This window comes from Pseudodesulfovibrio hydrargyri (genome assembly GCF_001874525.1).
In the GTDB taxonomy this organism is placed as follows: domain Bacteria; phylum Desulfobacterota; class Desulfovibrionia; order Desulfovibrionales; family Desulfovibrionaceae; genus Pseudodesulfovibrio; species Pseudodesulfovibrio hydrargyri.
Genome location: NZ_LKAQ01000004.1, coordinates 149,564 through 162,992, shown reverse-complemented (window position 1 = coordinate 162,992; position 13,429 = coordinate 149,564). Strand labels below are relative to the sequence as shown.

Genomic DNA, 13,429 nt, shown 5'->3' with positions numbered 1-13,429 from the left:
CGACCCCGGAGGACCCGTGACAGTTTCCAAGTGGCTCGAAGCAAACAAGTGGTACGTGGCCGCGTACTGCGTGGTCATCGGTCTGGTGTACCACGAAATCATCACCGACATGGTCTCGGACTGGGCCAGGGACGACAACTACTCCCACGGGTTCCTGGTGCCGCTGGTCTCCGCCTATTTCCTCTGGGCCAACCGCAAGAGCATCCTTGAGGCCCCGGCCGAACCGGCGGGCTGGGGACTGTGGATCGTGCTCCTGGGGCTGGCGCAGCTGGTGGTCGGTTCCCTGGCCACGGAATACTTCACCATGCGGACCTCGATGATCACCGTCACCGGCGGGACGATCGTCTACCTTTTGGGTTGGGAGGCGTGCAGGCGGATGCTGCTTCCCCTGCTGTACCTCCTGCTGATGGTGCCCATTCCGGTGATCCTCTACGACTCCATGACCATGCCGCTCAAACTCTTCGTGGCCAAGGTCTCGGTCCAGGGGCTGGTCTTCTTCGGCTACCCGGTCCTGCGCGAGGGAAACATCATCATGCTGCCCAACATCACCCTGGAGGTGGCGGACGCGTGCAGCGGCCTGCGTTCGCTCATGTCCCTGATCGCGCTCAGCGTGGCCTTCGCCTTCCTGACCCAGCGCGGCGTCTGGAAGAAATGGGTGCTCATCGTCTCGGCCCTGCCCGTGGCCGTGATCACCAACATCATGCGGGTGTTTCTGACCGGCGTGCTGGCCAAGCACTACGGGAGCGTGGCCGCGGAAGGGTTCTTCCACGAGTTCGCCGGGTTCATGGTCTTTTTCGTGGCCATGGTCGTCATGGCCGTGATCGGCTGGGGCCTGAAACTGGGGGAGAAGCGCCATGAATCGTAAGTTCGTCCTCGTTTTCGCCCTGCTGCTCGCGGCAGGGGCCTACATCCAACTGGTCGAACCGAAACCCGTACTCCTGGAAAGGCCGCTGTCCGAGTTCCCGGCGCGGGTGGGGGAATGGCGCATGGTCCGGGAGGACATCTTCTCCCCGGAGATCATGGCCATCCTGCGGCCCACGGACTACATGTCCCGGGACTACGTGGACGCCCAGGGGCACCGGGTGACCCTGTACATCGGCTATCACGGCGGCAGGAAGGGCGACGGCGGCATCCATTCCCCGCGCAACTGCCTGCCCAGTTCGGGCTGGTACACCAATTCCACCGGGCTCATTCCGGTTCGCCTGCGCGACGGCCGGGACGTCGAGATCGTGGACACGGTCATGAGCAAGGACGTTTATACGGTCTCCTTCTATTACTGGTACCAGGTCAGGGGTGGCATTCTGACCAACGAGTACGCGCTCAAACTGTCCGAAATGTGGAACTCCATCGTCTCCCGGCGCAAGGACGCCGCCTTCATCCGCGTGTCCATGCCCATCCCGGACCCGCATGCGGGCCGTAACCCCGTGATGGACCGCTTTGTCGCAGATTTCTATCCCCTCATCCACCAATACCTGCCGGAATGATGGAAGTCGTCTGGTCTAGTGGGCGGTCGGCAATCGGGGACAGTGGAAAAACATGCCCGGCAGGGACATTCTCGCCGGTCCGCAAATGGTGCCTCGGACACGGCACCAGTGAATCAGGAGTCAATTATGGCCGTTGCGGCGAATGAAGAAGTCATGGTCAGTGTCGTCATACCGACGTACAACCGCGCGGGCCTGATCGGCAAAGCCCTCGAGAGCGTGCTGAGGCAATCGTACGGGAAGTACGAAATCATCGTGGTGGACGACGGTTCGGTGGACGATACGAAGGCTGTCGTGACGGGGAACTATCCCCAAGCCCGATATATATACAAGGACAATGGCGGGGCCGCTTCCGCCCGGAACATAGGCATTTCGGAGGCAAGAGGGGAGCTGGTCGCGTTCCTCGACGCCGATGACGCCTGGTATGAAAGCAAGCTTGAGAAACAGGTTGAAGTGATGGCGGCCGATACGGGCATTCCGCTGTGCTTCACGGATTGGCGCGAGGTCAAGGACGGCAGGGTCTGGCATGAATCCGGCGTGCACTGGGGCCGTGGCTTCAGACCGGACGGCGACTATGTTTATCATAACATGGTTAATGGATTCAAAATGTTGCCGTCATGCACCATGGTCAGAAAGGACCTGCTCGTCAAGCACGGCCTCTTCAATGAGGAACTCCCCATTTGCGAGGACTGGGATCTTTTTCTGAAAATATCGACCGAAGGCGACGTGGCCTACATCGATACGCCTCTGCTCGACCGACATCTGGAAGACGACCGGCTGACGGCGAAAAGAGCAATCTGGATGCGTGCCTCCGTGACTATAATTGAAGACCATCTGCGGCTTATATCGAGTGGCCGGCTGGTGGTCGGCGACAGTCGCGCCGCATGGGAAACATTGACCCAAAGGCTGCTGCAGGACGGGCATACCCTGGCGTATATCCTCTACACATCCGGAAAGGGCGCGGAGGCAAGAAACCTCCTTGTCCGGTGCATGCGGATCGCCAAGGGGACCACCAAGGACGCGGTCATACTGCTGCTGAAGACGTTCATCCCGTATAAGATCGGTCATGGAATGAAATATATATTATTGGGCAAGTGGCTGAAAAATGATTAGCGTGCACAGGCTGTTGGCGAGAAACACCATAGCCTCCTTCCTCAGGCATTTCATCAACCTGGGCATCCTTTTCTATCTGACGCCGTTCACCATCGCGGCCATCGGAGACCTGCAGTACGGGCTCTGGGCGGTGGTTCTGACCGTGGCCGGGTATTCCGGGCTGCTGGACATGGGGATCACCACGGCCACGACCAAGCTTGCGGCGGAGTACCGTTCCAAAGGGGAGCTGGATGAACTGAACGAGCTGATAACCTCGTCGATTTCCCTGTTCACCTTGTTCGGGGCGGCATGCCTGGTGGCGATTATGCTGTTCATGCCTCGGTATATAGCCTCCATAGACCACGGCGCGCTCGGGTCCGAGTCGCCCCTGGCCATTTCCGCGCTGATCGGGATCGATATCCTGTTCGTCTTCGTCGCCAACATATTCACGGGTATCATCCTCAGTTTCCATCAGTTCCACATGAAGTCGTTGATAGACATCACTCTTGGCGTGCTGAAGCTGATTGCGACCATCGTTGTCCTGAACGCGGGATACGGCCTGCTCGGCCTGGCGGTGGTCAAGCTGTCCGTGAGCGTCCTGTCCACGATCGCCTTGTACATGGTCTTCAAGAGACAGATGCCGACCCACAAGCTGCGGCTCCGGATGCCGGCTCCGGCGCAGATGAAGAGACTGATCAACCTGGGCGGCAAGTTGTTTTACATGACCCTGGCCATCAGGCTGGTCGACAAGACGTCGCCGATCATCATCGTGTCGACCATCGGCACCATTTGGAATGCCTATAATTCCGTGGTAAACCGCCTGGCCACCTACGGCAACGAGATCGTCTACTCCACCACGGCGGCGTTCATGCCCGTCTTCAGCGAGCTCTACGCCCAGGATGACGACGGGACGGCCCGAGGCCTGTACCTGCAATATACGCGGTACGTCATCGCCCTGAGCATGCCGATATTCTTCGGCGTGATGGTGCTCGGTCCCGATTTCGTCGGCGTGTGGATCGATCCGGTCTACAAGGAGAAAGGCGGGGCCGCCCTGCGGTTTCTCGCCGGGTCCTTCGCCATTGTCGGCCTGCAGCCCCTCCTGGGACGGCTGGTCATCGGCCGTGGGGATGTCGGCTTCTACACGAAGACCATGACAATCGGCCTGGTCCTCAACATCCTGCTCTCCATACCGGCCTGCTACCTGGGCGGGATCACGGCCCTGGCCGCGCTGAGCACCGTCGCCTCGCTGTGTTTCTTCTCCATCTTCACGGTGTATCTGAGCAGAAGTTTTCATATTTCCATCACGGACCAGTTGCTGCGCTGCTACCTGAAGCTGGCCCCGCCTATCGCGGTCTTCCTGCTCGCGTTTTTTCTCATCGACGACAGGCTGCCCTCCAACTCCTACGCCGACGTCTTCCTGAAGGCGGCCATCCTGGTGGCGGCCTATGTCCCGGTGGCGTTCGTGACCATGCTGAGCGCAAACGAGCGCTCGCGGATATGGCGGATGGTCGTCTTACGCGGCCGCCAGGCCGGATAGCTTCTGGGCTAAAGGGCGGCGGTAAACGTCGCTGCGGCCGGAAAAGAGCACGAAAAGGGCGTTCCATGGGACGCCCTTTGTTTTTCGGTTTGGCGGAAGCGTACGGGAGCCTGTAGCCGAGGTTGGCTCTGTGGCAACCTATCAATTCGTATTTGCTGATGATTTACCCTGGCCTCCGTGTGCCGTCCCTGTCATGACTGCTCGAATTCGTTCGCTTTTCAGGGACGGTTCGGAATCTTGGACGAAAGCGGTAGGAGCGGTAGGGAGGTCAATGTACGGCAATCCCCCATGGACGGTGGCGCCGACAGGGAGGCCATGATAGAGAGTGTGTCGATTCGTTGGGCATGGACTCTATCCGGGTGAAGAGACAATCACTCATGTATTAAAAAACAGGAACAAAAGCTTGAACGACAAACATATCCAGCGCATCTCGCAGGAACTTGCGCTCTCCGGCAAGCATGTAAAAGCCGTGGCCTCTCTCATCGACGAAGGGGCCACGGTTCCTTTCATCTCCCGCTATCGCAAGGAAGCCACGGGGAGCATGGACGAAGTGGCCGTCGGCAAAATCCGTGACCGGCTCACCGAGTTGGCCGAACTGGATAAACGCCGCGACTCCATCCTTTCCTCTTTGGCCGAACGGGGGCTTCTCACTGATGAACTCAAAATCGCCATCGAGAACGCCAAGGACAAGACGATCCTTGAGGACATCTACCTTCCGCACCGCCCCAGACGCCAGACACGCGCGAGCATCGCCAAGGAACGCGGCCTGGCTCCTTTGGCAAAGTCGATCTTCAAGCAGGAGGGCATCAATCCCAAATTGGAGGCGAAGCGCTTTGTCGACGCCGACAAGGATGTCCCCGACATTGAGACCGCCCTTGCCGGTGCACGAGACATCATCGCGGAAGATGTGAGCGAGCAATCCAAAATACGTGGAGCCCTCCGCGTCCTGTTCGTGAAGCGTGGCCGTTTCCAGTCCAAGGTCGTCAAGAAGATGATGGAGGAAGGGCAGAAATTCCGGGATTGGTTTGAGTGGGATGAGCCGCTTGTGCGTGTCGCGGGGCATCGGGCCTTGGCCATGTTCAGAGGGGAGAAGGAAAAAGTCCTCCGGCTCTTCTTGCGACCGCCCGATGATGAAGGCGTGGGCCTGCTGGTTCGTGAGCTGGTCCACGGTTCCGGCCCTGATGCCCAGGAGGTCGGATTGGCCCTTGAAGACAGCTACAAACGGCTTCTTCGTCCCTCCATTGAAAACGAGGTCCGTGCGGAAATCAAGAAGAGGGCGGATGCCGAAGCCATTGGCGTATTCGCCTCGAACTTGCGCGAGTTGTTGCTCGCGGCGCCTCTTGGCCAGAAGCGTGTACTGGCTCTTGATCCCGGTTTTCGAACCGGCGCCAAACTTACCGTCCTCGACGCCCAGGGCGCACTCCAGGATCATACCGCGATCTATCCGACCGGCTCAAAGAAACAGCAGACTGACGCGGCGCAGATACTCCGCGATCTTTGTTCACGGTATGACGTCGAAGCCATAGCGATAGGCAACGGCACGGCGGGACGCGAGACCGAGGCCTTCGTGCGTGAGCTTGGTCTTGGTGTTCCCGTCGTTCTGGTCAACGAGTCCGGTGCCTCCATCTACTCGGCCTCCGAAGTGGCCAGGCGTGAGTTCCCGGATCTTGATCTCACTGTGCGCGGCTCTGTTTCCATCGGCCGCAGGCTCATGGACCCGCTGGCCGAACTGGTCAAGATTGATCCCAAATCAATTGGGGTGGGACAGTATCAGCACGACGTGGATCAGACCGCTTTGAAAAAGGGACTTGATGACGTTGTGGAGCGGTGCGTCAACTCTGTAGGCGTCGACCTTAACACCGCCAGCGCCGAACTGCTGACCCATGTCTCCGGCCTTGGACCGGTGCTGGCCGAGAACATCTTGGCTTACCGAGACGAAAATGGATCGTTTTCTTCACGGCGCGAGTTGCTCAAGGTGGCTCGGCTTGGCCCCAAGGCCTTTGAGCAGGCCGCCGGATTCCTCCGCGTCAAAGGCAAAGAGATTCTCGACAGCAGCGCCGTTCATCCCGAGCGATATGATCTGGTGAAAAAGATGGCCAGGGACGCGGGGTGCTCCGTTGCCGAACTGGTGACGAATGAGGACTCCCGGGCCCGCGTGGACATCGGATCGTATGTTTCCGAAGATGTGGGCCTGCCGACCCTTCGGGACATCATGAATGAACTTGCCAAGCCCGGCCGTGATCCACGAGCCGGGTTCAGCGTGTTTTCCTTTGCCGAAGGGGTGAACGACATCAAGGATCTCCACGAGGGCATGAAGCTGCCCGGCATCGTCACCAACGTGACCAAGTTCGGTGCCTTCGTTGATATCGGCGTCCATCAGGACGGCCTGGTGCATATCAGCCAGCTCTCGGACGGTTTTGTCCGTGATCCTTCCGACGTCGTGGCCGCGGGCAAAGAGGTGGAAGTCACTGTGCTCAGTGTTGACGTTCAACGGCGGCGGATTGGGTTGAGCATGAAAAATGGATAATTGTTAGGCCAGCCGTGTGGCTTGCGCAAGCTGGCCTGGCGCAGGAACCATTGCTTTAATAAAAAAAGAGACAGTCTCCGGACTGTCTCTTTTGGTTAGCGATGGCGGAAGCGTACAGGAGTCGAACCTGCCCGTGACATCACTGCCACACATTGGTTTTGAAGACCAAGCGACACACCGGTGCCGAAACGCTTCCCCGAATTTTCGCGCAGGCACGCCGTCTGCGGCGTTGCTGCGGAAATCCCAGACCCTTGCGTATAGGAATACGCGGCGGCCCTGTGATTTCCTTGCGCCTTGCAGCCGACGCGCCTGCGCGAAAATTCGCACTTGAGCGCCGGTTGAGGCGTTGGACGGAAGAAGATGCTGCGTATGGGATACGCGGCCCTTGCTCCAAGCCTTTGCGGGCGGCCGGGGGAGCGGGGGCGCTGGTCGCGTCCTCCCCCGGGGCCTGCAGACAGATGCCTACTGGAAACAGACACCTATCAACTTTGTCCGGGGGGGACAAGGGGGTTGTGTTTGGGCGTGGTTTAGCACCGGTTCAGGGAAACAGGGGCGGTGGGGGCGGGGGCGGCAGGCGGAACAGGCTGAAGGGCCGTTCGCGGTTGCGCCGGATCAGCTCGTCGAGCTCGGCCTGCTGGGTCTGGGTCAGGTGGCCCTTCACCCGCTCGATGCCGTCCGTGACGATGGCCCGGGCACGGGGACGGAGTTCTGCGTGCACGGCCTCGAGCTCGTCCAGGGTGGCGGCCACCTCGGCGCGCACCGCCTTGGCCGCCTCGCCGGTCAGGTCCAGCTCGCGGGACAGGGTGGAGGACACCCGCTCGGTCAACTCCGTCCGGAAGGTCTCGCGGTCCGGGGGCGGGGCGAAGTGCAGCCTGATGTACAGTCCGGTTCCGGCCACGCCGGACAGGGCCCCTGCCAGAAACACCGCCAGAAAGGCGGTCCAGATTTTCCATTTGCGCATGGCCCGCTCCCTATATGCCGAGGCCGGGCGCGCCGAACTGGAGCGCCTGGCTGGACAGGACCGAAAGGATTCGGGTGGACAGGTCGCTGAGGACCCAGAAGGCGGCAAGCAGGCTGACCCCGGACACGGCCGCGGCCGCAAGGGTGAAGCGGGGTGCCAGCCGGTCCAGGTCCATGGCCGAGGCGCGCAGCCGGGCCGCTTCGTCCAGAACCGCGTCGCGCCAGGACCGGTCGGGCCGCCAGTCCGGGCGGGCCGCATGGATCCGGGAAAGCAGGGTGTGAAATTCCTTGGGGGTGGATCTACGCTTCATGCTCCTCTCCTTGGATGCCGTAGCGTTTGAGAAAGCCTTTGAGTTTCCGTTTGGCCCGGAAGGCGCGCACCTTGACGTTGGGCACGCTGAGGCCGAGCATCTCCGCCGTCTCCTTGGTCGAACGCTCCTCCAGGTAGCTTAGGGTCATGACCATTCTGTCCAGCGGCGAAAGCATGTCCAGGACGGCCGCGAGTATCTCGCCCAGCTCACGCCGCCGGGCCAGGGTTTCGAATTCCTCGGCCGAGGCTGCGGCCAGGGCCGTGTCCAGCCAGCGCTGCCCGTCCTCGCTCAGGTCGCATACCGGAGCTTCCCTGCTCCGGTACGTCCTGCGCCAGTAATCCTTGCAGCAGCGCAGGGTCACGGTGGTCAGCCAGTTGCGGAACGGCTTGACCGGACGGTAGCCCGGCAGTCCCTTATACGCCCGGATGAACGCCTCGTGCGCCACCTCGGCCGCCTGGTCGGCGGGCACATGCGCGGCCACCAGCCGGGAGACATGGCTCTCGTGCCGCTTGAGCAGGAGCGCGAAGGCGTCCCGGTCGCCATCGAGGATGCGCTCGATGACCTCTGCGTCGTCCAGGTGTACGGGCATTCGACCTTTTCTATCGTTGCGGTGCCGTCAATGTCCGCAGCATGCCTCATGCGGCGCGGGGCCACAAGCGGGCCGCGCCCTGTATTCGTTGTGGGGGCCGCGCCCGGCGCGGCCCCCGGGAGATCGATCCTTTACCAGGGTGGGGCGGGAGACGGTGCCCCGTGCCGTTGGAGTCGACGGATCGAACAAACGGGGGCCTCCGGCCGGGGGAGGGATCGCCGCGCCCGGCGCCGGTCCGCCCGGAAACCCGTGGGCCGGAAACGCGCCGCCCACAGTGGTAACATCGCCGCGCGTCCGGAAGCGGTTACACGGTTTTTCGCCCGGCGCGAAAAACGGCCCGTCGGCCGGTTGCCCGGCCGCCCGGCCTGGGCTACCCTGGCTCGGCCCGCCGGGGAGAGCCCCGGCGCAATCAAAAGGAGTAAAGACATGGCGAAGACCTATGTGACGGCCGTCATCATGGCCAAGGATGGCTGCGAGGCGGCCCTGGAAAAGGAACTGCGCAAGGTGATCCCCGAGGTCCGCGCCGAGGCGGGCTGCCTGCGCTACGACCTGCACCGCTCGGGCTACGGCAACACCTTCCTGTTCTACGAGATATGGGAGAGCCCGGCCCACCTGGAGGCCCACGGCCGCTCCGCGCACATGGCCGCCATGCGCGAGGCCACGGCCGACCTGCAGGCCTGCCCCACCGAGGTCAACCTCTGGGATGCGGTCGACGCGGCCTGACCGGCCGGTGCCGTCTCAAGCCGGGTCTATCGGGAGCCCGTGAGCGCCCTGGTCAGGCGGGGCGACACGACTCTGAGCAGGGCCAGGAGGAGGCTGGATATCGTTACACCCGCAATGAAGAGGACGAGGAATCGGAGACCGCCCAGGGGCGGAACGTAGTCGCGGATGCTGTTGATGATCGGTTTGTGGAAGACGTAGATGCCGAACATGGACGAGGAGAGGAACAGCAGCAACCGCGCCGGGAGGCCGGAGCCGTCCTGTTTCCATATCAGGTCCAGGAATCGGGCGAAGTACAGGGTGGCGAATGTCCCGGCGATGCCGGTGGCGAAAAACAACAGGTTGGGAGAGATCCTGTATTTGGCCATTATGAAATAGGGGTGGCCGCCGAGCATCCTGGTGGCCACCCACAGGCCGAAGCAGAGAGCGAACGCCGCGAGGTTCCACCTGGGCGAGGGGTTGCGCAGGCTATCCCGGCCGGAGACCAGGACTCCAAGGCTGAAGAAGGCCAGGCCCGGGACTGCGGTGTCCAGGCCGAAGAACAGAAAAGGGCGGACGGGCAAAACCAGGTATGAGGCCGCCAGCCCGAGGACGATCCCGGCTAGGGCGGCGGCCCGGGTGCTCCGCAGCGCGGCTTCGAGCAGCGAGAACGCCACTATGGTGATGAAGAGGCTCGGCAGGAACCAGAGGGGGGAGTTCCACACCAGACCTTCGTCCTTCGCATCGAGCAGCCTGAAGACAATATCCGTGTTGAACAGCGACCCCTGGCCGATTGCCCAGAGGGTGGGCAGCGTGACGATGGCCGCCATGAAATAGGGGACAACCAGCGTGCTCAGCTTGTTGCGCAGGGCGTGCGCGACGCCTCGGGGTTTGTAGAGCAGGCCGCTGATCATGTAGAACACGGTCATGGTGAACGAAGTGATCATCTTTTCCAGCGGAAAAGGCGATTGGGAGTGGGCCATCACCACGAGCATTATGCCGAACACCTTGGCGATGTCGATGCTCAGGTCCCTGTCTCCTTTGCCGGGATGTCCGGGCCGATCCATGCGGACTCCAATTGGTATGCTGGAAGGTTACGCCTGCGCAAGACGCCGGGATGTCCTTGCCGACACGCCCGGCCTCCTTACGGTAAACGATAAATTACCGACCCGGACTCTACGCAAAGAACGGCCCGCTGTACAGGAAGGGCGATGATCCGGCGGCGGATTCCGCCGCCCGCTTTCCGATCCATAATCATCCGTGAAACAAGGGCGTTGCCGTGGCGCGGAAGAGGGGCATTCCGACGGGCCGCGTTGATCGGCCGGCCCCTTTCCCAAAACGGGCCGCGTGTGCTATGCTGGCAGGTATCGTTATCGCTGCCTCCCTGCCGGAGCCGGACGCACCCGGGCCGGGCGGCGGCACAATACGCCCTCTTTGCGGGCGGTTCGATGCGGGGAACAGATCATGGGCACACAGGATTCGAACACCGACGGCAGGGAACAGGATTACCGCAACCCCGAGGAGGTCTTCAGGGACCTGGACAGCTCCGCGCAGGGGCTGAGCTCGGTCGAGGCCGCCAACCGGTTGGCGCAGTACGGGCCCAACGCTTTGGAAGAGCACAAGGTCAGCCCGCTGATGCAGTTTCTCGGCTATTTCTGGGGGCCGATTCCCTGGATGATCGAGGTGGCCGCCGTGCTCTCCCTGGCCGTGCGCCACTGGGCGGACTTCTGCATCATCCTGGCCCTGCTCGTGTTCAACGCGGTGGTCGGCTTCTGGCAGGAATACCAGGCGGGCAACGCCGTGGACGCGCTCAAGAGCAAACTGGCGCTCAAGGGGCGGGTGCTGCGCGACGGCGAGTGGCACAGCGTCGAGGCCCGCGACCTGGTGCCCGGCGACGTCATCCGCCTGCGCATGGGAGACATCATCCCGGCCGACTGCCGCTTGGTGGACGGCGACTATCTCAGCGTGGACCAGTCCGCCCTGACCGGCGAGTCCCTGCCCGTGCAGAAGGGCGTGGGCAACCTGGCCTATTCCGGGGCCGTGGCCAGGCAGGGCGAGATGGAGGCCGTGGTCACGGCCACGGGCGGGGAGACCTTCTTCGGCAAGACCGCCCGGCTGGTGTCCGACGCCAAGGCCGTGTCCCACTTCCAGAAGGCGGTCATCCGGATAGGCGACTACCTGATCTTTCTCAGCCTGGCCCTGGTGGCCGTGCTCATCGTGGTCCAGCTCTTCCGGGGCACCCCGTTCCTGGAGCTGGTCCAGTTCGCCCTGATCCTGACCGTGGCCTCCATCCCGGTGGCCATGCCCGCCGTGCTCTCGGTGACCATGGCCGTGGGCGCCCTGGCCCTGTCCAGGCACAAGGCCATCGTCTCGCGCCTGGAATCCATCGAGGAGATGGCGGGCATGGACATCCTCTGCTCGGACAAGACCGGCACCCTGACCCAGAACAAGCTCAAGCTCGGCGATCCCGTGGTCTTCGAGGCCACGGACGCGGCCGACCTGATCCTGGCCGGGAGCCTGGCCTCCAAGGCCGAGAACGAGGACGCCATCGACATCGCCGTGATGGAGGGGCTTGGGGACAAGGCCGTCCTGTCCACGTATACCCAGGAGAAGTTCGTGCCCTTCGACCCGGTGGGCAAGCGCACCGAGGCCTCGATAAAGAGGGCCGACGGCGCGGGGTTCAAGGTCAGCAAGGGGGCGTTGCAGGTCATCCTGGACCTGGCCGGAGTGGGCGACGACGTCCGCGACAAGGCCGAGGAGGCCTCCCACGGCTTTGCGGTCAAGGGATACCGGACCATCGGCGTGGCCCGCAGCGATGCGGGCGGAGACTGGCGGTTCCTGGGCATCCTGCCCCTGTTCGACCCGCCGCGCGAGGACTCGAAGGAGACCATCGGGCAGGCCGGGAAGCACGGCATCGAGGTCAAGATGGTCACCGGCGACAACCTGGCCATCGCCAAGGAGATTTCCGGCCAGCTCGACCTGGGGCAGAACATCGCCGTGGCCGGGAAGTGGCTCAAGGCGGACGGTCAAGAGGGGGAGGCCGCCGAGGAGGTGGAGCGGTCCGACGGCTTCGCCCAGGTGTTCCCGGAGCACAAGTTCAACATCGTCAAGCTGTTGCAGTCGCGCAACCACATCGTGGGCATGACCGGCGACGGGGTCAACGACGCACCCGCCCTGAAGCAGGCGGACATGGGCATCGCCGTGAGCGGGGCCACGGACGCCGCGCGCATGGCCGCCGACCTGGTCCTGACCGCGCCGGGCATCTCGGTGATCATCAACGCGGTGGAGGAGGCCCGGCGCATCTTCGAGCGCATGGACAGCTACGCCATCTACCGCATCACCGAGACCATCCGGATCATGATCTTCGTGGTCCTGGCCATGATCGCCTTCAATTTCTACCCGATCACGGCCATCATGATCATCCTGCTGGCCTTTCTCAACGACGTGCCGATCATCACCATAGCCTACGACCGCACCTGGCTGGACCCCAACCCGGTGCGCTGGAACATGCACCGGGTCCTGTCGGTCTCCCTGGCCATGGGACTGACCGGGGTGCTCGGCAGCTTCCTGATGCTCTACCTCGGGCTGACCTGGCTGCACCTGACCATCGCCGAGGTCCAGACCTACATCTTCCTGAAGATGGCGGTGTCCGGCCACCTGACCCTGTTCGTCTCGCGCAGCCGGGGGTACTTCTGGAAGCCGCCGTACCCCGCGCCGGTGATGGTCTGGTCCGCCGTGGGCACCAAGCTTCTGGGCACCCTGCTGGCCGCCTACGGCTTCGGGCTCATCGCGCCCATCGACTGGGCGGCCATCGGCCTGGTCTGGGGCTATTCGCTGGCCTGGGCGTTTTTGACCGACTTCGTCAAGATGGCCATCTACAAGCATATGGGCGAGGGCTCATCGCACAACCGGGCCTTCTTGTGCCGGGTGCGGGAATCCCTGCACGCCGGGTCCTGCCTGGACAGCAGCCGTTGAGGACACGGCCGGGGCAAGAATGAAAGGGGGAGCCACGCGGCGACCCCTTCTTGCCGGGACGCGAAAAAGCTGTCGAATTTTTTGTGATTCATTGTTGACAATGATTATTAAAATGTTATTAATACCCCTAGTTGATTGTACCTTTTATTAGCGACTACATACCTGAAGCCGAATGCATCGATCCCCGGGCATCGGTTGGAATCCGACTCAAGCATTGTAGTTTACCCGCTTCGGGCCGTGCGCCCGGACAGCATGCAA

At 62.4% G+C, this 13,429-nt stretch carries 11 protein-coding genes and 1 tRNA gene; 7 read left to right on the top strand and 5 right to left on the bottom strand.

Going from position 1 to position 13,429, the window contains the following annotated elements:
• The first annotated feature begins 16 nt into the window (after positions 1 to 16).
• The 5 genes from xrtA to BerOc1_RS05255 all read left to right on the top strand — a co-directional run bounded on the left by xrtA (position 17) and on the right by BerOc1_RS05255 (position 6,637).
• Complete coding sequence (gene xrtA, locus BerOc1_RS05275) at positions 17 to 865, top strand: exosortase A (protein ID WP_071544690.1); 849 nt, start codon at positions 17 to 19, stop codon at positions 863 to 865.
• On the top strand, positions 855 to 1,484 hold the full coding sequence (locus tag BerOc1_RS05270) for an exosortase C-terminal domain/associated protein EpsI (RefSeq protein ID WP_071544689.1): 630 nt from the start codon (positions 855 to 857) through the stop codon (positions 1,482 to 1,484). The genes xrtA and BerOc1_RS05270 overlap by 11 nt, the downstream gene beginning before the upstream one ends.
• 126 nt (positions 1,485 to 1,610) lie before the next feature.
• Positions 1,611 to 2,594, top strand: coding sequence for a glycosyltransferase family 2 protein (locus tag BerOc1_RS05265; protein WP_071544688.1), 984 nt, complete (start codon positions 1,611 to 1,613; stop codon positions 2,592 to 2,594).
• Positions 2,587 to 4,110 (top strand): oligosaccharide flippase family protein, encoded by a 1,524-nt coding sequence (locus tag BerOc1_RS05260; protein WP_084641111.1) that lies wholly within the window; start codon positions 2,587 to 2,589, stop codon positions 4,108 to 4,110. Before BerOc1_RS05265 ends, BerOc1_RS05260 begins: the two co-directional genes overlap by 8 nt.
• A gap of 403 nt (positions 4,111 to 4,513) precedes the next feature.
• Entirely contained in the window at positions 4,514 to 6,637 is a 2,124-nt protein-coding gene (locus BerOc1_RS05255; RefSeq protein WP_071544686.1) for a Tex family protein, read from the top strand.
• A 102-nt stretch (positions 6,638 to 6,739) separates the two neighbouring features.
• Here BerOc1_RS05255 and BerOc1_RS05250 read toward each other — a convergent pair.
• From BerOc1_RS05250 to BerOc1_RS05235, 4 genes are all read right to left on the bottom strand, one after another.
• A tRNA-Sec gene (locus tag BerOc1_RS05250) sits at positions 6,740 to 6,833 on the bottom strand.
• Between the two features lie 342 nt (positions 6,834 to 7,175).
• Entirely contained in the window at positions 7,176 to 7,598 is a 423-nt protein-coding gene (locus BerOc1_RS05245) for a hypothetical protein (protein WP_071544685.1), read from the bottom strand.
• A gap of 10 nt (positions 7,599 to 7,608) precedes the next feature.
• Entirely contained in the window at positions 7,609 to 7,908 is a 300-nt protein-coding gene (locus tag BerOc1_RS05240; protein WP_071544684.1) for a hypothetical protein, read from the bottom strand.
• A complete protein-coding gene (locus tag BerOc1_RS05235; protein ID WP_071544683.1) occupies positions 7,898 to 8,497 on the bottom strand; it encodes an RNA polymerase sigma factor in 600 nt (199 codons plus the stop codon). The genes BerOc1_RS05240 and BerOc1_RS05235 overlap by 11 nt, the downstream gene beginning before the upstream one ends.
• Before the next feature lie 426 nt (positions 8,498 to 8,923).
• On the opposite strand from BerOc1_RS05235, the gene BerOc1_RS05230 reads away from it, so the two are divergent.
• Positions 8,924 to 9,220 (top strand): putative quinol monooxygenase, encoded by a 297-nt coding sequence (locus BerOc1_RS05230; protein ID WP_071544682.1) that lies wholly within the window; start codon positions 8,924 to 8,926, stop codon positions 9,218 to 9,220.
• A 26-nt stretch (positions 9,221 to 9,246) separates the two neighbouring features.
• On the opposite strand, the gene BerOc1_RS05225 is transcribed toward BerOc1_RS05230, so the two are convergent.
• On the bottom strand, positions 9,247 to 10,263 hold the full coding sequence (locus BerOc1_RS05225; protein ID WP_071544681.1) for an acyltransferase family protein: 1,017 nt from the start codon (positions 10,261 to 10,263) through the stop codon (positions 9,247 to 9,249).
• 397 nt (positions 10,264 to 10,660) lie between these two features.
• Here BerOc1_RS05225 and BerOc1_RS05220 point away from each other — a divergent pair, with 397 nt between their 5' ends.
• Entirely contained in the window at positions 10,661 to 13,171 is a 2,511-nt protein-coding gene (locus BerOc1_RS05220) for a plasma-membrane proton-efflux P-type ATPase (RefSeq protein WP_071544680.1), read from the top strand.
• Positions 13,172 to 13,429: the final 258 nt, after the last annotated feature.